Origin of the sequence: Streptomyces sp. NPDC002490 (assembly GCF_040296045.1) — a bacterium.
Taxonomy (GTDB): Bacteria; Actinomycetota; Actinomycetes; order Streptomycetales; family Streptomycetaceae; genus Streptomyces.
The window spans coordinates 31663-49218 of the sequence record NZ_JBEOWM010000035.1 but is presented as its reverse complement, the minus strand read 5'-3'; the positions used below and the strand labels follow the sequence as shown (position 1 = coordinate 49218).

The window sequence follows — 17556 nt, the reverse complement described above, 5'->3', positions numbered from 1 at the left end:
GGCCTAGCGGAAGAAGGCGATGCCGTCGTCGGGGAGGTCGCCGAGGTCCTTCGCCCAGTTGGCGACGTCCTCCGGGGTGACGACCTTCTTCAGGTGCGCCGACATGTAGGGGCGCAGCGGGACCTCGGGCGTCTGCTTCTCGCCGACCCACATCAGGTCGCTCTTGACGTAGCCGTACAGCCGCTTGCCGCCGGTGTAGGGGCCGGAGGCTCCGGTGCGCGCCACGGCGTCGGTGACCAGGTCGATCTGCGGCTTCTTGTCGGCCAGCTCGCCGTACCAGATCTCGACGACGCCGTCGTCGCGGACCATGGTCACCTCGACCTTGCGGTCCGCGTCGATGCGCCAGAAGCCGGACTCGGTCTCCAAGGGCTTCACCTTGTTGCCGTCGTTGTCCAGGATCCAGGTGCGCGAGTGGTACTCCAGGAAGTCCCGTCCGTCGTGACCGAAGGTGACCTCCTGTCCGAAGTTGGCCTTCTCGGCCCCGGGGAAGTCGGTGACGCCCGCGCCCGCCCAGTTCCCGAGGAGGAAGGCGAGCGGGACGAGGTCCTTGTGCAGGTCGGACGGGATCTCGATCATGAGCGGGAATTCCTAGGTGATCAGCGCTGGCCCTGGTACAGCTTCTTCACGGTGAGCCCCGCGAAGGCGAGGACGCCGACGCAGACGAGGGCGAGAAGAACTTCGAAAAAGATGACCACGGGGTGCTCCTCGATGGGCGGTCGGGCGGTACCGGCGGTACCGGGCCGGGCCCCAGTTTAGTGGGCGGGGGCCCGGCCCTCGCGGTGAGGTCAGCCGAGTAGCTGACTCTGGAGCGTGACGGTCTGGAGGAACGGGACGTCACGGACCCCTCCCGCGCGGGACTGGACCACCAGTGCGACGACGTCCCCGGCCTCCAGGAAGGCGAACCGGGTGTGTTCGCGGCCGTGGGGCTCGACCTCCGTGAAGAGGTGGGCCGCGACGTTCTCCGACCGGGCGGTTTTGGGGAACTCCTCCTGTTGGACGGCGGCCACGCCCCGGAGCAGGTGGTGGGGGCCCGTGTTGCGCCAGCCGTGTTCGAGGCGCCAGGACTCGGCCGCGCCCGCGCTGCCGAATCGCAGGAGGTGGACCTGGGTGCGGGTGCCGTCCGGTGTCGTCCAGCCCCGGGCGGCGATCCGGCGTACCGCGTAGTCGGCGAGGTGTCGTGGTACGGCGTCGCGGACTTCGGAGCGGGCGAAGAGACGGGCGAAGTCACCGGGGGACACCCAGCCGTCGCGGCTGCGCAGGGTCGGGTCGGGCGCCGAGCCCCGGGGCGCCGGCAGCAGCAGCTTCCGCAGGGCCGCGTGGTGGACGGCGGCCGGGTTGGTCTCCGCGAACGGCCCGGGAGCGCCCTCGGGCAGGGCGGGTCGCCGGATCGTCGGGTACTCCCACCGGCCGTCGGCCGCGGTCGCCAGCCCGGGCAGGTCGGTGCGGTCGGCCCCGAGGAGGGCGAAGCCGCTCCCGGTGGCCGCGGCGGCGAACACCAGGGCCGCCGCCGCCCAGCGGATCAGTGCCGCCCGGCGCTCCCGGGCGGGCGGCCGGTCGTCCTCGGCGGGGACCGCGGTGGTGTCGTCCGCGATCTCGTGGTCGATCGTCATGCGGGCTCCCCCCGTCGGGCGAGGCGGTCGAATTGTTCCCCGAGGAGGGCGAGGTGGAGCTGTTCCACGGGGGCTGCGTACACATCGGCGGTCATCAGCACGTCGCCGACCGGGGCCAGGCACTCCAACTGCTCCACCCGGTTTCGGTCCGGCCCCCGGTCCGGGAGTTCCGGGAGCGACGGGACCCGGTAGCAGCGGATGCCGGGGCGCCCTTCGGGGGTCGGTCCGGGGCGGAGGTCCTTCCGGGCGTCGAGCTGCTCGCCGACGGCCCGGGCCGTGGCGCGGGCGTGCTGTTCGCTCCGCATGCGCATCAGCACCGTCGTGACGACGGTGCCCTGCCCACCGTGTTCGCGGGCGTAGCTCCGCACGGCCATGGCACGGGGGCCGCCGTGGGCGAAGGCCCGTCCCAGGTCCTCCCGGGAGAGGCCCGAGCCCCCCGCCGTCTCGACGAATCGTTTCTTCAGATCGCTGTCACTGAATTCGCCGTCGTAGTCCCAACCGAGGGCGTCGGGACCGGGTCCGTAGCTGTGGTCGTAATCGTCGTACGGCACGAGGAGTTCGGCGAGTTCGCCGGGGCGCTCGCCGGGTTCCTGGCGGCTCTCCGCGAACGACCAGACGGGCGTGGGCGGGGTGCGCTCGGCAGTGGCCACCACCGTGCCGGTGACTCCGACCACGGCCACGGTCGTGCAGGTCAGGGCGAGGGCGACGAGCCGTCGGGGGCGTCGGCGTCCCGCTGCCGGGTGGGTGCCGTTCACAGTCGTGCCACCTGTCGTCGCGCCAGTTCCGTGATCTCCCGGACGGGGAGCGGGGTGCTGCTCGTCACCACGATGTGCAGGGCCACGTCACCGCGCCAGGCGTGGGCCTCGCTGGCGTACACCGGTGGGCCCCCGCCCGGTTCGGGCTCGGTGGCCGCGTGCACGGTGCCGTTGGCCGACCCGGGCAGCGGCGTTCCGACGGTCCCCGTCGCCTGCTCCGTCTCGAAGCGGGCGAAGCCCGTGATCCGGGGCAGCTCGTACCCCGGGCCCTTGTGGTACTGGTCGAGTCGGATGTGGACGGTGTGGTCGTCGAGGTGCCAACTGGTCGCGGCCGACCTGCGGAAGTCGAACCGGACCAGTTCGTCGAGCCGTTCGGCGGGCACGCCGTAGCGGGCCACGTGCTCTTCGAGGGGCAGCCAGCCCCGCTCGGACAAGGTGGGCACGGCCCCGCGCGGCACGGGCAGCAGCAGCTTGCGCAGGTCGCCGTCGGCGCGGTCGGGCGGGTCGGTCGGGGCGTCGGCGCCGGTGGCCGCGGCCGGGAGGACCGGTTGGGAGAGCGGGGTCAGCGGGGTGGGGGCGCGGTCGGCCTGGACCAGGTAGCCGACGCAGGTGCCGGCGAGGAGGCCGAGCGCCGCCGCGGCGGCGAGGAGCGGCAGGGCGGTCCCGCCGCGGCGGCGGTCGGGCGGGCCGGAGGGCTCCTCGTCGGGTCTCGGGGGTTCCACGGGGGTGTCTCCTGAAGATCGGTTCGGTGCCAGGGAGACGGCCGGGGTCCGTACATGGTTGCGAGGTGCACGATTACGATTCGGGCATGGCGAAGAAGCTCGTGATCAAGGTGACGGCGGGGGCGGACGCACCCGAACGGTGCTCGCAGGCGTTCACGGTGGCGGCGGTCGCCGTGGCCAGTGGGGTGGAGGTCTCGCTCTGGCTGACCGGGGAGTCGGCGTGGTTCGCGCTGCCCGGCCGGGCGGCCGAGTTCGAGCTGCCGCACGCGGCGCCGCTGCCCGAGCTGATCGAAGGGGTGCTCGCCGGGGGCACCCTCACCCTGTGCACCCAGTGCGCCGCGCGCCGCGACATCACCCAGGACGACGTGCTGGACGGGGTCCGGATCGCGGGGGCGCAGGTGTTCGTGCAGGAGGCGATGGGGGACGGGGCGCAGGCGCTGGTGTACTGACCGCGTGCCGGGGCGGGCTCAGCGCTTGCCGTCGAGCTCGTCCCACCACTCGTCGGACTTGGGGTCACCGGACGGTGCGTCCCACCAACGGTCTTCGGGGCCGCGGCGGTTGGCGATCACGGCGGCCACCGGCGGGATGACCATGGCGACCAGGCACATGACGACGGCCGCGGGAACCGACCACAGGCGCACCACCGACCAGGCCAGGACGAAGAGCACCACGCACGTGCCCATCATGGCGAAGTACACATGCCGCCTGCGTGCGTACATGCTTCCAGCGTACGTCCGGGGGCCCTGCCCGGCCCGCCCGCGACGCGGAAAGCCCGGAGGGCCGTACCCAGGTCCAGTGGCGTCCAACCCCCTGGGGTACGGCCCTCCGGGCCGCTTTCGCGTGCGCGTCGTCAGAGGGCGATCGCGACCTCGGCGAGGCCGCCGGTCTGGGCGACGACCGTGCGGTCCGCGGTGGCGCCGGGGACCAGGGCGCGGAGGGTCCACGTGCCCTCGGCGGCGTAGAAGCGGAACTGACCGGTGGCCGAGGTGGGGACCTCGGCGGTGAACTCGCCGGTCGAGTCGAGCAGGCGGACGTAACCGGTGACGGGCTCGCCGTCGCGGGTCACCTGGCCCTGGATGGTGGTCTCACCGGGCTTGATCGTCGAGGCGTCGGGGCCGCCGACCTTGGCTCCACACATGATTGCGTCTCTCCTGATTGGCCGTGGGGGCGGGGTTACTTGGCGGGGCCGAGCTCGATCGGCACGCCGACGAGGGAGCCGTACTCGGTCCACGAGCCGTCGTAGTTCTTGACGTTGGTCACGCCGAGCAGCTCGTGCAGCACGAACCAGGTCAGGGCGGAACGCTCACCGATGCGGCAGTACGCGATGGTGTCCTTGCTGAGGTCCACCTGCTCGTCCTCGTACAGGGCCTTCAGCTCGTCGTCCGACTTGAAGGTGCCGTCGTCGTTGGCGTTCTTCGACCACGGGATGCTGCGGGCGCTCGGCACGTGGCCGGGGCGCTGCGACTGCTCCTGGGGGAGGTGGGCCGGGGCGAGCAGCTTGCCCGAGAACTCGTCGGGGGAGCGCACGTCGACCAGGTTCTGCACGCCGATCGCGGCGACCACGTCGTCGCGGAAGGCACGGATCGAGCTGTCCTGGGCCTTGGCCTGGTACGAGGTGGCCGGGCGCTGCGGGATCTCGGCGACCAGGTCGCGTGCGTCGAGCTCCCACTTCTTGCGGCCGCCGTCGAGGAGCTTGACGGAGTCGTGGCCGTACAGCTTGAAGTACCAGTAGGCGTACGAGGCGAACCAGTTGTTGTTGCCGCCGTAGAGGACGACGGTGTCGTCGTTGGCGATGCCGCGCTCGGAGAGCAGCTTCTCGAAGCCGGCCTGGTCGACGAAGTCGCGGCGGACCGGGTCCTGGAGGTCCTGCTGCCAGTCGATCTTGATGGCGTTCTTGATGTGGTTCGTGTCGTACGCCGAGGCGTCTTCGTCGACCTCGACGATGACGACCTTCGGGTTGTCGAGGTTGGCCTCGACCCAGTCGGCGTCGACCAGGACGTCGCTGCGGCTCATGTTCGTTCTCCTCCGGGGCAGTTGCGGCGGGGCTCACGTGAAGTACGGGCGGCGCGCGGTGCGGTGCCCGGTGGTCCGGGCGGTGCGGGGCGCGCGGCCCGGTGGAACAGGCCGCCTGGGGCGGCCTCGGGAAGCGGGGCGGCGCGGTTCGTCGGGGTCGATGACCGGGGGCCGCGGGTCCGCTCAGACAGCGCGACAGAGCATGGCGGCGACGCGGCACAGGTCGACTGCCCGCCGCTTCGTCAGATCCGCCCGTCCCCGGTGACGGAGACCGCTCGCATAGCACTGCATGGGGACGATCGTAGGTAGCCGCGGCCGACCGTGTCACCGATGTTTCACATGTCGAGACGGGATCATCCGGATTATGGGATGAGCGTGCCCTCGCGGGCCGTCCCGACGGAGCCCGGTCCGGCTTCCGGGGGGAGCGCATCTGCGGTACGGACTTCGCCGTCTCGCACTGTGGACTCCGAGGGTGGAGTGCCCCGGTACGGGCTCTGCAACAGCGCCTACCCGACGAGGCGGACGTTCGAACCCTTCAGGAGGAGGTCCACCCCGTCCTCGGCGGCCTCGACCGCGTCCAGCTCCACCCCGGCGGGCAGATCGCTGATCCGCTGGCGGAAGTCGGTGACCTTGCGGATCGTCTCCTCCGGGATCGGGATGCCGATGTTCGGCAGCTTGTCGGCCTGCACCGCGATCTCGCCGTTGCGCACGACCAGGGAGGCGTTGACGGGCGGGAGCTTGGACTTCACGCCCCCGGCGGTCAGCTCCACGTGCACCGCGACCTTGCCGTCGCCCCCGTCGGACAACTGCACGACCTGCGCGGTCACGCCCGGGATCGGCTCCACCGGCTCGACCTGAGCGGCCTTGAGGAGTTCGGGGTAGGAGACGAGCGCCGTGCCGCTGGCCCGGCCGGCGGTCGCGGAGGCGAAGTCACCGGTGAACTCGACGTCCGACATGGTCGCGGTCAGCTTCTCGATCCGGACCGGCGTGGCGCCCCGCCCGCTGCCGGTGCCCGCATTGGCGTCGTAGTCATCGATCGTCACCTCCACCTCGTCCAGGGTGCCGCCGGCGAGCTGGGTGAGGAACGGGAAGCCGTTGATCGAGACCTCGGGGGTGCTCGTCAGTCCTTCGCTGGAGCGCACCCGCGCCGCCGCCTCGTCCTCGGCGAGGTACACGGCCACCCGGTCGGCGGCGACGAACAGGCCGCCCAGGACGACGGCGATGATCAGGAGTATTCGCAGAGCGCGCATGACCGGTGGTTTCCCCCCACGGCAACGGACGGCATCGGACGTGGGGCCTCTCGTTCGGGTCCTGCCGGGCTCGCGGGGCTCCCTGATCCAGCCAGATCCGAACGAAAGACCCTGGACCGCGAGCCTAACCCCGTCCACAGGCTGTGGACGGGGGAGGCGGCGGTAGTCGAACGAGCTTGTGACACACGGCGTCCGGCCGGCCCGGGGACGGCGGCTCAGCCGAGCGCGTTCCCCAGGAACTGCACCACCGGGGCCGCCGCGGCCAGCGGCAGCGCCACCCCCGCGGTCAGGTGGACGAACCGCGACGGGTAGTCGTAGCTGGCCGCCCGGTGCCCGATCAGGGCCGCGGCCCCGGCGGCGAGCCCGAGCAGGGCGCCGTCCCCGCCGCCCAGGTCCGTCAGCCCGCCGGCGAGGAACCCGCCGCCGGCCGCGGCCACCAGCGCGGCGACCACCGACACCGGGGTGGGCAACGGCAGCGCCCGCACCAGGACCGCCCCCGCCACGGCCAGCGCCCCGACGACCGCCGCGTCCGAGGCCGCGGCCAGGTGCCCGGCGGCCACCACCGCGAGCGCGGCCGACACCACCTGCACCATCAGCCCGTACAGCCGTTCGTCGGCGTGCGCCCGGCTGCGCAGGGTCAGCACCACCGACAACAGCACCCACACCCCGAGGGTGCCGAGCACCGCGGTGGTCGCGTGGTCGCGCCCCGCCGCGAGCAGGGTCACGTCGGCGACCAGCCCGCCCAGGAAGGCCAGGGCGATGCCCTGGCGGGCGGGCCACATGCCGTTGAGCCGGAACCAGCCCGCCGCGGTCACCGCCTGGAGCAGGGCCACCGGGAGGAACAGGGCGTACTCGTGCACGGCCGCGGCGCCGGCGAGCAGCAGGGCGAGCACCGCGGTGAGCGCCGCGGGCTGGAGCCCCGGCTCCAGGATCTGCGGCCGGCCCTCCGCCCGGGCGCGTTCGGCGGCGGTCGCGTACTGCGGTTCCGCGGGCGGCGCGGCCGGTTCGGCTCCGCCGTGTGCAGGCCCGCCGCCCGTTGCTCCGGCCGGCGTCCCGCCGGTCGTTCCGTTCGCCGTCCCGTTCGCCGCCCCGGGCGGGACCGCGGTCGGGGCGGGCGCGGGCTGCGGGGCGTGGGTGCCGCGGCCGTAGGTCTGCGGCGGCCCGTACGCCGGGGCGGGCGCAGCGGGGGCGACCACCGGTGCGGGCGCCGGTGCGGGTGCGGGGGCCGCCACCTGGACCGGGGGTTGGAGCTGGGTCTCCCAGGTCGGTGCCTGCCACTGCTGGGTCTGCGGGCCCTCGTCCCGCGGCGGCTCCGCGAAGCCCGGGTGGCCCGTGCCCGGGTGACCCGCGCCGGTGGTGTGGTCCGTGGGGCCCGGGTGTCCGGCGTACCCGGGGTGGTTCACCTGGCCCGGGTGGTGCTGGTGGGCGTGCGGGGCCCCGTACTGCTGGGCGGGCTGCTGATACGCCGGGTACTGCTGGTGCGCCTGGTGCTGGGCGTACGGGTCGGGGTGCTGCTGCGGCGGCGCCTCCGGGTACGGCGCGTGCTGCTGGTGCTGGGGGTGTTGCTGCGGGGGCTGGGGGTGCGCGGGGTACTGCGGCGCGTGGTGACCCTCGGGCCCGGGGTGCTCCCGGTACGGCGGGTGGCCGTGGGCGGGATCGGGCTGGTGGGGTTGCTGGGGCGGGAACGGGCGGCGGTCTGACTGGTCAGGCATCGTGCTGGGGTCACCCTCCTGCGAACGGCGGGAGCACCTCGACCGTGCCGCCCTCGGTCAGTCGGACCGTCTCGTGCCCCCGGGCGCCGACGGATGCGCCGTCGACGAGGAAGGAACTGCGGTCCAGCACCCGTACCAACTCCCCGGGGTGGCGCTGCCGGGCGCCGGCCAGTGCCTCGGCCAGGTTCCCGGCGTCGAACGGTTCCTCCGCCACCCCGGCGGCGGCCTTCGCCGCGGCCCAGTAGCGGATCGTCCCCCTCGCCATGTCTTCTCGCCCTCCGGAGTCCTGTTCGTACAGGTCGTACCCGCCCCATCATGCCGTGCCGGAGGGCTCCTTCCGCGCCCCGGGAGCGCCCCGGCGCGGGCGGGCGCGGGCGCTCGCGCCGGGGCGGCCGGGCCGAGGGCGGGCGCGCGGGCCGGCGCGGGGCCGTGAGCAGCGGCACACCACGACCTCCGTCGGCTCCGCCCGGGCGGCGGACGGGTGGGCTATTCTGCTGGTGAAGGACTCGGGCGATGCAGCCTCCGAGTCCTTTTGCGCTTTCCGGGGCGTTGTATACGACTCCGGAACCGGCCGGTGCAGCGGTGCGGCGACGACGCGGCGCGGCGGTACCGGGGTCCGGCCGGCGGTGGCACCGCAGACCACCGTCGGAGCCGTGGACGCAGGACGAGTACCAGTCCGAAGCAGTGCCGTGAACGTCCTCGCGGGGACCGAGGAGGAACCGACGTTATGGGCGAGCGAACCGCACAGGAAGAACGAGCGACCCGGGCGGGTGGGGCGCGATGAGTTCCCTGCTGCTCCTGACCAACGCCCTCCAACCGTCCGCGGAGGTCCTGCCGGCGCTGGGCCTGCTGCTGCACAACGTCCGGGTGGCCCCCGCCGAGGGGCCGGCCCTGGTCGACACCCCCGGGGCCGACGTGATCCTGGTGGACGGGCGCCGCGACCTGCCGCAGGTGCGCAGCCTCTGCCAGTTGCTGCGCTCCACCGGTCCCGGCTGTCCGCTGCTGCTGGTGGTCACCGAGGGCGGGCTCGCCGCCGTCACCGCGGACTGGGGGGTGGACGACGTCCTCCTCGACACCGCGGGGCCGGCCGAGGTCGAGGCCCGGCTGCGGCTGGCCCTGGGCCGTCAACAGGGCGGGATCGACGACTCCCCGATGGAGATCCGCAACGGCGACCTCTCGGTGGACGAGGCGACCTACAGCGCCAAGCTCAAGGGGCGGGTGCTGGACCTCACCTTCAAGGAGTTCGAGCTGCTGAAGTACCTGGCGCAGCACCCCGGGCGGGTGTTCACCCGGGCGCAGCTCCTCCAGGAGGTGTGGGGGTACGACTACTTCGGGGGCACCCGGACCGTCGACGTCCACGTGCGGCGGCTGCGCGCCAAGCTGGGGCCCGAGCACGAGTCCCTGATCGGGACCGTCCGGAACGTCGGGTACCGCTTCGTCATCCCGGAGAAGCCCGAACGCCACGAGGGCCGCGACAAGCAGGAGAAGCAGGACGAGCGCGGCGGCGGGACCCGGGGCGGCACGGGCCGGGCGGCTCCGGCGGTCGGCGCCGCGGGTCGTCGGGCGCAGGGGTGACGCCCCGCCCGGCGGTGCGGGTCACCGTCGGGTTGCCCTCGGATAACCGGGGGGTCCCAGAGGGCGGACGGACCTGCTCAAACAGGGCTCTCTCCGCGTAGACTCCGCGCGTGGCCAAGGTGACTCGGGACGATGTGGCGCGACTGGCGGGTACGTCGACCGCGGTCGTCAGCTATGTGATCAACAACGGACCCCGGCCGGTCGCCCCGGCCACCCGGGAACGGGTGCTCGCCGCGATCAAGGAGCTCGGGTACCGCCCGGACCGGGTCGCCCAGGCGATGGCCTCGCGGCGCACGGACCTGATAGGCATGATCGTCCCGGACGCCCGGCAGCCCTTCTTCGCCGAGATGACCCACGCCGTGGAACAGGCCGCCGCGGAGCGCGGCAAGATGGTCCTCGTCGGCAACTCCGACTACCTCGACGAACGCGAGGTGCACTACCTGCGCGCGTTCCTCGGAATGCGCGTCTCCGGTCTGATCCTGGTCAGCCAGGGCCCCAGCGAGACCGCCGCCGCCGAGATCGACGCCTGGGACGCCCGGGTGGTGCTGCTGCACCGCAGGCCCGAGGCGATCGAGGACGTGGCGGTGGTGATCGACGACGTCGGCGGCGCCCAACTCGTCACCCGGCACCTGTTGGAGCACGGCCACCCGTACGTCGCCTGCCTCGGCGGCGTGGAGGAGACCCCGGTCGTGGGCGACCCGGTCACCGACCACGTCGAGGGGTGGCGCCGGGCCATGGCGGAGGCCGGCCGCTCCATCGAGGGACGGCTCTTCGAGGCCCCCTACAACCGCTACGACGCCTACCGGGTCGCCCTCGACCTGCTGGCCGGCCCCGACCGGCCGCCGGCGATCGTCTGCGCCACCGACGACCAGGCCATCGGGGTGCTGCGGGCCGCGCGGGAGCTGCGCATCGACGTCCCCGGCGAACTGGCCGTCGCCGGGTTCGACGACGTGAAGGAGGCCGCGCTCACCGACCCGCCGCTGACCACCGTCGCCTCCGACCGCCCCGCGATGGCCCGCGCCGCGGTGGACCTGGTCCTCGACGACGCGCTGCGGGTGCCGGGCTCCCGGCGGGAACGGCTCAAGCTCTTCCCGTCCCGCCTGGTCGTCCGGCGGTCCTGCGGCTGCCACTGAGCCGCCGGCCCCGCGCCCGCGGGCCCGCTCAGGACTCCGCGCGGTACATCAGGTCCGTCTCGTGGACGGTGAAGCCCAGGCGCTCGTACACCTTCACCGCGGCGGTGTTGTCGGCGTCGACGTAGAGCATCGCGGTCGGCGTCCCGGTGCGCGCCAGGTGGCGCAGCCCGACGGTGGTGAGCGCCTTGCCGAGGCCGCCGCCCTGCGCCTCGGGCGCCACGCCCACCACGTACACCTCGCCGAGCCCCTCCTCGGCGTGGACCTTCGTCCAGTGGAAGCCGACGAGTTCGCCCGCGCGCTCGGCGAGGAAGAAGCCGGCCGGATCGAACCAGGGCTCGGCCTTGCGGGCGTCCAGGTCGCGGGAGGTCAGCGAGCCCTGCTCGGGGTGGTGGGCGAAGGCGGCGGCGTTGACCGCGAGCCAGGCCGCGTCGTCCTGCCCGGGGACGAAGGTCCGCACCGTGACGCCCTCGGGCCACACCGGCTCCGGGAGGTCCAGGTCGGTCAACGGGCGGCGCATCTGGCGCAGTTCGCGGAACAGGCTGAGGCCCAGGACCTGGGCGAGGTGGCGGGCGGCGGCGTGGCCGCCGTGCGCCCAGACCCGCAGCCGCTTGCCGGAGGCGGCCAGCAGGGCGGTGCCCAGGGCCCGCCCGTGGCCCCGGCCGCGGTGCTCGGGGTGCACCAGCAGTTCGGCGGCGGGGGCCTCGACCGGGTCGGTGTCCTCCAACTGCGCGTAGCCGAGCAGGTCCTCGCCCACCAGCAGCAGCAGATGGCTCACCCCGTCCCGGGCGCCGTTCCGCAACTGGAGCCGGCCCTGCTCGGAGACGGCGGGCTGGCCGTCCTCCCGCGCGGCCCGCGCGATCAGCTCCAGCACGGCGTCCGCCTGCTCGGCGGTGAGCGCGGTCAAGGTCTCGATCCGCCGGAGCGGCCCTCCCACGGGAACAGTCTCACTCGTCATGCCCTCGACCCTACGTCCCGGGCCGGGGAAGGGGGCGGGACCCGGGCGGGGCGGGGGAGGAGTGCCGTCGGGGGCGGTCGGGTCGCCCGGTGTCGCCGCCGGGGGCAACGACCGCCTCCCGCAACCACTCCGTGACCCTCACCCCCTGTTGCGCTACGCGCGTTGACCCTAGAGTTCCCCCGACGCGTCACCGACATCCCGCACCCACCCAGGGGGGCCCGTGCGAACCCAGCCGATCCATTCCAGGCGCACCATCCGCATCCTCGCCGCCGTGGCCGCCGCAGCCACCGCCGGCGCGCTGACCGCGGCCCTTCCCGCCGCCGCCGACTCCGGTCGGGGCGAGGGCGACGACCGCCGGGGGCACGGCCACGGCAGTTCCTCCCGCACCGTCGACGTCCAGTTGCTGTCCTTCAACGACCTGCACGGTCATCTGGAGCCCCCGTCCGGGTCCTCCGGGCGGGTGACGGAGCGTCAGCAGGACGGGACCAGCAAGCAGATCGACGCCGGTGGCGTCGAGTACCTGGCCACCGCCCTGCGCACGGCCCGCAAGGGCCACCCGTACTCGGTGACGACCGCGGCGGGCGACCTGATCGGCGGCAGCCCGATGCTCTCCGGGCTGTTCCACGACGAGCCCACCATCGAGGCGCTGAACGAGCTGGACCTCGACGTCGCGGGCGTCGGCAACCACGAGTTCGACGAGGGGCTGACGGAACTCCAGCGCATCCAGCGCGGCGGCTGCCACCCCACCGCCGGGTGCTTCGAGCCCAAGCGGAAGTTCGAGGGCGCCGACTTCCCCTACCTCGCGGCGAACGTGACGTACGAGAAGAACGGCCGCCCGGTCCTGCCGCCCTACTGGGTGTGGAAGGAGAAGGGCGTCAAGATCGGGTTCATCGGGCTCACCCTGGAGGGCACCCCGGACGTCGTCTCGGCGGACGGCATCAAGGGCCTGAAGTTCCACGACGAGGTCGAGACCATCAACAAGTACACCAAGGCGCTGGAGCGCCAGGGCGTGAAGTCGATCGTCGCGGTGATCCACGAGGGCGGCTACCCGGCCTCCACCTCGTACAACTACGACTGCGACTCGCCGGGGGCGGGCGACGGCATCTCCGGTCCGATCGTGGACATCGCCAAGGCCGTCTCCCCGCAGGTGGACGCGCTGGTGACGGGCCACACCCACCAGCCGTACGCCTGCTCCATCCCGGACCCCTCGGGCAAGCCGCGCACGGTGACCTCGGCGGCCTCCTTCGGACGGCTCTACACCGAGACCACGCTCACCTACGACCGGCGCACCAAGGACATCGTGCGCACCAGCGTGAAGTCGGCCAACCACGTGGTGCGGCGGGACCAGCCGAAGGCCCCCGACATGACGCGGCTGATCGACCGGTGGAACAAGCTGGCCGCCCCGATCGCCAACCGCCCCGTCGGCTACATCTCGGGCGACCTGCCGGGCCGCGGTTCGACGGCGCTCGAAACGCCGCTCGGCGACCTGATCGCGGACGCCCAGCTCGCCCAGGGCAAGTCCCTGGACCCGAAGGCCGTGGTGGCCCTGATGAACCCGGGCGGCATCCGTTCGGACCTCACCCACGCGGCGAGCGGCGCCGAGGGCGACGGGGTCGTCACCTACGGGGAGGCGTTCACGGTGCAGCCGTTCGGCAACACGGTGAACCTGGTCGACCTGACCGGCGCACAGTTGGTCACCGCGTTGAAGCAGCAGGTCAGCGGCTCCAACACGGCCTCGCCCCGCATCCTCCAGGTGTCCGCGGGCCTGACCTACACGCTGGACCTGACGAAGGCCGGCGCGGACCGCGTCCCCGCCGACTCGATCCGGCTGAACGGCGCCCCGCTGGACCCGAACGCCACCTACCGGGTGGTGCTGAACAACTTCCTCACCGGAGGCGGCGACGGCTTCACCGAGCTGGGCAAGGGCGCGAACATGCTGGTCGGCGGTGACGACCTGAAGGCCCTCACCGACTACTTCGCGGCCAACTCCTCGGCCACCGCCCCGCTGGCCCCGCCGGCGGCCGACCGCATCACCGTGGTGAAGTAGCCGCGGCTCACTCCCGGGAGGGGGTGGTGCGGGACGGGCCGAGCCCGTTCCGTGCCACCCCCTTTCCGCAGCTCAGCCCTCGCCGGCGGGCCCCTGCGGGGGCGGGGTCGGGGCGCCCGGCAACCGGACGGTGACCAGGGTGCCGCCGCCGTCCGCGCGGTGCAGGCGCACGGTGCCGCCGGACTGCTCGACGGTGCGGGCCACGATCGACAGCCCCAGTCCGGAGCCGGGCAGCGAACGGGCGGACGGGGAGCGCCAGAACCGGTCGAAGACGTACGGGAGGTCCTCGGCCTCGATGCCCGGTCCGTGGTCCCGGACCGAGAGTTCGCCCGCGCGCAGGGCCACCGTGATCTCCCCGGCGGGCGGCGAGAACTTCACCGCGTTGTCCAGGACGTTGACGACCGCCCGTTCCAAGGCGGCCGGCTCCCCGCGCACGTACCAGGGGGTGAGGTCGGCGGTGATCGTCAGCTCCGGGCCGCGCAACCGGGCCCGGCGCAGGGCCAGTTCGACCAGGTCGTGCAGGGCGAGCACCTGGACGCGGCGTCCGCCGTCCGGGCGGGACAACTCCTGGAGGTCGCCGATGAGCGCGGCGAGTTCCGTCATCTGGGCCTTCACCGAGGCGAGCAGCGCCGCCCGGTCGGCCGGGGGCAGGGCGCGGCCGGTCTCCTCGCTGCGGGCGAGCAGTTCGATGTTGGTGCGCAGCGAGGTCAGCGGGGTGCGCAGTTCGTGGCCGGCGTCGGCGATGAGCTGTTGCTGGAGTTCCCGGGAGGAGGCGAGGGCGGCGGTCATCGCGTTGAACGACCGGGACAGCCGGGCGATCTCGTCGTCGCCCTCCACCGGGATGCGCACCGTCAGGTCCTCGGTGCGGGCCACGTGCTCCACGGTCCGGGTGAGCTGGTCGACCGGGCGGAGTCCGGTGCGGGCGACCAGGGTTCCGGTGACGCCGGAGGCGATGACCCCGACCGCGGCGGTGAGGAACAGGACGAGGGTGAGGTGGGAGAGGGTGTCGTCGATCTCGGAGAGCGGGCGGGCGATGGTCGCCGCGTAGGGCTCGCCCGGGATCCGGTAGGTGAGGACGCGGTACTCGCGGCCTTCGGAGTCGCTGACGGTGTGGAAGACCTGGTCCAGTGCGCCCTGGGCGACCTCCCGGTCCGAGGAGGTCGCGGAGAGCGGGGACTCGCCGAAGATCAGGCAGGTGGAGCCGTCCACGTAGACGATCTGGAGGACTGCCCCCGGCCAACTGGGGCCGGTCCCCGGCGGGTACGGGGAACAGCGGCTGGTGGGCTGGCTCTGCACCAGGTTCGCCATGTCCACCGTGTTGCGCACGGACTGGGCCGCGGGCCGGTTGGCGACCAGCGACTTCTCCATGGAGACGATGAGCGTGCTGCGCACCACGAACCAACTGGCGACCGCGACGGCGGCGACGGCCAGCGCCACCGTGGCGGCGACCAGCAGCGCGAGGCGGGAGCGCAGCGGGAGCCGGCGCAGTCGTCCCGCCGTGCGCCGGCGCGCACTGTCGTCCGCGCCGGCGGGTGGGGTCGGGGGCGGTACTGGATGGTCCGCGCTCACGCGGTGCCTTCCGGGCCGTGGGACCGCAGGACGTACCCCACCCCGCGCACGGTGTGCACCAGCCGGGGCTCCCCGGCCGCCTCGGTCTTGCGGCGCAGGTACATCACGTACACGTCGAGGGAGTTGGAGGTCGGCTCGAAGTCGAAGCCCCACACGGCCTTGAGGATCTGTTCGCGGGTGAGGACCTGGCGCGGGTGGGTGAGGAACATCTCCAGCAGGGTGAACTCGGTGCGGGTCAGCACCACCGCCCGCCCGCCCCGGGTGACCTCGCGGGTGGCGAGGTCCATGCGCAGGTCGCCGAAGGAGAGGACGTCGTCCGGCGGGGCCTGCCCGGTGGCGCCGGCGTAGGAGCTGCGCCGCAGCAGGGCCCGGACGCGGGCGAAGAGTTCGTCCAGTTCGAAGGGTTTGACGAGGTAGTCGTCGGCGCCCGCGTCGAGTCCGGTGACCCGGTCGCCGACGGTGTCGCGGGCGGTCAGCATCAGGATCGGCACCTGGTTGCCGGCGGCCCGGATGCGGCGGGCCGCGGTCAGGCCGTCCATGCGCGGCATCTGGACGTCGAGGACGATCAGGTGGGGCCGGGTCGTCGCCACCCGGTCCAGGGCGTCCGCCCCGTCCACGGCGACCTCCGTGGCGTACCCCTCGAAGACGAGGCTGCGCTGGAGGGCTTCGCGTACGGCGGGCTCGTCGTCGACGATCAGGACGCGCTGCGGCTCGCCTTCGGGGGCGGGGTTCATCGGTGCGGCTCCGGGTGGGTGCGGGGTCGGGGACGGGTGGCGCTCGGTGCGGGCGGAGGTCCGTGGCTCACGGTACGGGGCGGGTCAGCCCTTCGTCCCGGCGCGCAGGGCGGGCAGGTCGTCCTTCACCGTGTCGATCGGGATGGCGAAGCCGAGCCCCACGCTGCCGGCCGCGCCGCCGCCGGCCGCGCTCGCGCTGTACATCGCCGAGTTGATGCCGATGACGTGCCCGTTCATGTCGATCAGGGCGCCGCCGGAGTTGCCGGGGTTGAGGGAGGCGTCGGTCTGGATCGCCTTGTAGGTGGTGGTGGCGGTGCCGGTGTCCCCGTTGAACTCCTGGCCGCCGAACTCGAAGGGCCAGTCGGCGTCGGGCTGGCGGGGGCGGTCCTGGTCGCTGCCCACCGTGACGTCGCGGTCCAGGGCGGAGACGATGCCGCTGGTCACGGTCCCGGTGAGGCCCTCGGGCGAGCCGATCGCGACGACCTCCTGGCCCACCTTGACCCGGTCGGAGTCGCCGAGGGCGGCGGCCTTGAGCCCGGTGGCTCCGCGGAGCTTGATCAGGGCGAGGTCCTTCCTGCTGTCGGTGCCGATGACGTCGGCGGTGTGTTCCTTGCCGTCGCTGGTCTTCACCTGGACGGCGGAGGCGCCGGAGACCACGTGGTTGTTGGTGACGATCTCGCCGTCCGAGGTGATGATCACGCCCGAGCCGGTGGAGCCGCCCGAGCCGGTGGACGCCTTGATCTCGACGGTGCTGGGGGTGACGGCCGCGGCCACGCCGGCGACGGTGCCCTTGTTGCCGGAGGCGACCGGGCTGGCCGGGACGGAACTGGAGGTGGTGTGCCGCTCGGTCAGTTCCTGGATGCCGAAGGCCGTGCCGCCGCCCACGGCCGCGGCGACGATGGCGACGGCGGCGAGCAGGGCGATCGGCCGCCTGGCCCGCCGCTCGCGACCCGTTCCGGCGGGCACCGCGGCGACCGGGGCGGGGGCGCCGCCCTCCTGGACGGTGTCGGTGCCGTAGGGGGCGCCGCCGGGGGGCTCCGGCGGCCGGGCCGGGTACGGGGCCTGCGGGTGCCCGGGGTGCCCGGGGTGCCCGTGGGCGGCGGGGGCCCCGTACCCGCTGCCGGGCGGGGCGTAGGAGGGGGCGTGCGGGGGCTCGTGGGAGGCCGGGGGCGTGGGCGCCGGGTGGGCGGCGCCGCCCGGGTGGACGTGGTACCGCTGCTCGTCGTCGCGCTGGGGGTGACCGCCGTCGCGGCGGGGGCTCTCGGTCATGTCCATGAGCGTGTCGACGGTGCATGAGAGCGGTCTGAGGACGAGCTGAGAAGCCCGACAGAACCGCGTATGCCCGATATAAAGGCGCTGCGCGCAGGTGTGCGAGGCGCCGGGGTGAAGCTCGACGGGCAAGCGTTCGTGCAGGTCGGGCGGGTGGTCGGAGGTTCGGCTTGACGCGGGGGAGGATCTTGCACCACCCTTTCACTACTCAA

At 73.4% G+C, this 17556-nt stretch carries 20 protein-coding genes; 5 read left to right on the top strand and 15 right to left on the bottom strand.

Going from position 1 to position 17556, the window contains the following annotated elements; translation table 11 throughout:
* Window positions 1-3: 3 nt before the first annotated feature.
* The 4 genes from ABT092_RS21880 to ABT092_RS21865 form a co-directional block, all read right to left on the bottom strand.
* Window positions 4-576 carry a heme-binding beta-barrel domain-containing protein gene (locus tag ABT092_RS21880; RefSeq protein WP_351246356.1) on the bottom strand — a complete coding sequence of 191 codons (573 nt, stop codon included), beginning with the start codon at window positions 574-576 and terminating at the stop codon, window positions 4-6.
* 209 nt (window positions 577-785) lie between these two features.
* A complete protein-coding gene (locus ABT092_RS21875) occupies window positions 786-1610 on the bottom strand; it encodes a hypothetical protein (RefSeq protein ID WP_351246355.1) in 825 nt (274 codons plus the stop codon).
* Window positions 1607-2365, bottom strand: coding sequence for a hypothetical protein (locus tag ABT092_RS21870; RefSeq protein ID WP_351246353.1), 759 nt, complete (start codon window positions 2363-2365; stop codon window positions 1607-1609). The genes ABT092_RS21875 and ABT092_RS21870 overlap by 4 nt, the downstream gene beginning before the upstream one ends.
* On the bottom strand, window positions 2362-3087 hold the full coding sequence (locus ABT092_RS21865; RefSeq protein WP_351246351.1) for a hypothetical protein: 726 nt from the start codon (window positions 3085-3087) through the stop codon (window positions 2362-2364). The genes ABT092_RS21870 and ABT092_RS21865 overlap by 4 nt, the downstream gene beginning before the upstream one ends.
* An 86-nt stretch (window positions 3088-3173) precedes the next feature.
* On the opposite strand from ABT092_RS21865, the gene ABT092_RS21860 reads away from it, so the two are divergent.
* Window positions 3174-3536 carry a DsrE family protein gene (locus tag ABT092_RS21860; protein WP_351246349.1) on the top strand — a complete coding sequence of 121 codons (363 nt, stop codon included), beginning with the start codon at window positions 3174-3176 and terminating at the stop codon, window positions 3534-3536.
* 18 nt (window positions 3537-3554) lie between these two features.
* On the opposite strand, the gene ABT092_RS21855 is transcribed toward ABT092_RS21860, so the two are convergent.
* The 6 genes from ABT092_RS21855 to ABT092_RS21830 all read right to left on the bottom strand — a co-directional run bounded on the left by ABT092_RS21855 (window position 3555) and on the right by ABT092_RS21830 (window position 7753).
* On the bottom strand, window positions 3555-3806 hold the full coding sequence (locus tag ABT092_RS21855) for a DUF3099 domain-containing protein (protein WP_351246347.1): 252 nt from the start codon (window positions 3804-3806) through the stop codon (window positions 3555-3557).
* Between the two features lie 131 nt (window positions 3807-3937).
* Window positions 3938-4225 carry a DUF1416 domain-containing protein gene (locus ABT092_RS21850; protein ID WP_351246345.1) on the bottom strand — a complete coding sequence of 96 codons (288 nt, stop codon included), beginning with the start codon at window positions 4223-4225 and terminating at the stop codon, window positions 3938-3940.
* 35 nt (window positions 4226-4260) lie between these two features.
* Complete coding sequence (locus tag ABT092_RS21845) at window positions 4261-5100, bottom strand: sulfurtransferase (protein WP_351246343.1); 840 nt, start codon at window positions 5098-5100, stop codon at window positions 4261-4263.
* A 183-nt stretch (window positions 5101-5283) separates the two neighbouring features.
* On the bottom strand, window positions 5284-5391 hold the full coding sequence (locus ABT092_RS21840; protein ID WP_351246341.1) for a putative leader peptide: 108 nt from the start codon (window positions 5389-5391) through the stop codon (window positions 5284-5286).
* Between the two features lie 215 nt (window positions 5392-5606).
* Window positions 5607-6350 carry an LmeA family phospholipid-binding protein gene (locus ABT092_RS21835; RefSeq protein ID WP_351246339.1) on the bottom strand — a complete coding sequence of 248 codons (744 nt, stop codon included), beginning with the start codon at window positions 6348-6350 and terminating at the stop codon, window positions 5607-5609.
* Window positions 6351-6565: 215 nt separating this feature from the next.
* The gene (locus tag ABT092_RS21830) at window positions 6566-7753 is read right to left on the bottom strand and encodes a hypothetical protein (protein ID WP_502968480.1); all 1188 of its coding nucleotides are present in this window, start codon (window positions 7751-7753) and stop codon (window positions 6566-6568) included.
* Here ABT092_RS21830 and ABT092_RS31040 point away from each other — a divergent pair.
* Complete coding sequence (locus ABT092_RS31040) at window positions 7745-8050, top strand: hypothetical protein (protein WP_502968479.1); 306 nt, start codon at window positions 7745-7747, stop codon at window positions 8048-8050. The two genes, ABT092_RS21830 and ABT092_RS31040, sit on opposite strands and share 9 nt — an antisense overlap.
* A 22-nt stretch (window positions 8051-8072) precedes the next feature.
* Here ABT092_RS31040 and ABT092_RS21825 read toward each other — a convergent pair whose 3' ends face one another.
* Window positions 8073-8327, bottom strand: a complete 255-nt coding sequence (locus ABT092_RS21825; RefSeq protein WP_351246335.1) for a MoaD/ThiS family protein — start codon at window positions 8325-8327, stop codon at window positions 8073-8075.
* Window positions 8328-8842: 515 nt separating this feature from the next.
* Here ABT092_RS21825 and ABT092_RS21820 point away from each other — a divergent pair.
* Window positions 8843-9637 carry a response regulator transcription factor gene (locus tag ABT092_RS21820; RefSeq protein WP_351246333.1) on the top strand — a complete coding sequence of 265 codons (795 nt, stop codon included), beginning with the start codon at window positions 8843-8845 and terminating at the stop codon, window positions 9635-9637.
* Between the two features lie 110 nt (window positions 9638-9747).
* Window positions 9748-10770: a LacI family DNA-binding transcriptional regulator gene (locus tag ABT092_RS21815; protein WP_351246331.1), complete on the top strand. Its 1023-nt coding sequence runs from the start codon at window positions 9748-9750 to the stop codon at window positions 10768-10770.
* 28 nt (window positions 10771-10798) lie between these two features.
* Here the strand turns inward: ABT092_RS21815 and mshD are convergent, their stop codons facing one another.
* Complete coding sequence (gene mshD / locus ABT092_RS21810) at window positions 10799-11725, bottom strand: mycothiol synthase (protein WP_351246329.1); 927 nt, start codon at window positions 11723-11725, stop codon at window positions 10799-10801.
* A gap of 220 nt (window positions 11726-11945) precedes the next feature.
* Here mshD and ABT092_RS21805 point away from each other — a divergent pair, with 220 nt between their 5' ends.
* Complete coding sequence (locus ABT092_RS21805) at window positions 11946-13772, top strand: bifunctional metallophosphatase/5'-nucleotidase (RefSeq protein ID WP_502968478.1); 1827 nt, start codon at window positions 11946-11948, stop codon at window positions 13770-13772.
* Window positions 13773-13844: 72 nt separating this feature from the next.
* On the opposite strand, the gene ABT092_RS21800 is transcribed toward ABT092_RS21805, so the two are convergent.
* The 3 genes from ABT092_RS21800 to ABT092_RS21790 all read right to left on the bottom strand — a co-directional run bounded on the left by ABT092_RS21800 (window position 13845) and on the right by ABT092_RS21790 (window position 17344).
* A complete protein-coding gene (locus tag ABT092_RS21800) occupies window positions 13845-15260 on the bottom strand; it encodes a sensor histidine kinase (RefSeq protein WP_351246402.1) in 1416 nt (471 codons plus the stop codon).
* A gap of 77 nt (window positions 15261-15337) precedes the next feature.
* Window positions 15338-16075 (bottom strand): response regulator transcription factor, encoded by a 738-nt coding sequence (locus tag ABT092_RS21795; RefSeq protein ID WP_351246325.1) that lies wholly within the window; start codon window positions 16073-16075, stop codon window positions 15338-15340.
* Window positions 16076-16159: 84 nt separating this feature from the next.
* Window positions 16160-17344 carry a S1C family serine protease gene (locus ABT092_RS21790; RefSeq protein WP_351246323.1) on the bottom strand — a complete coding sequence of 395 codons (1185 nt, stop codon included), beginning with the start codon at window positions 17342-17344 and terminating at the stop codon, window positions 16160-16162.
* Window positions 17345-17556 lie beyond the last annotated feature (212 nt).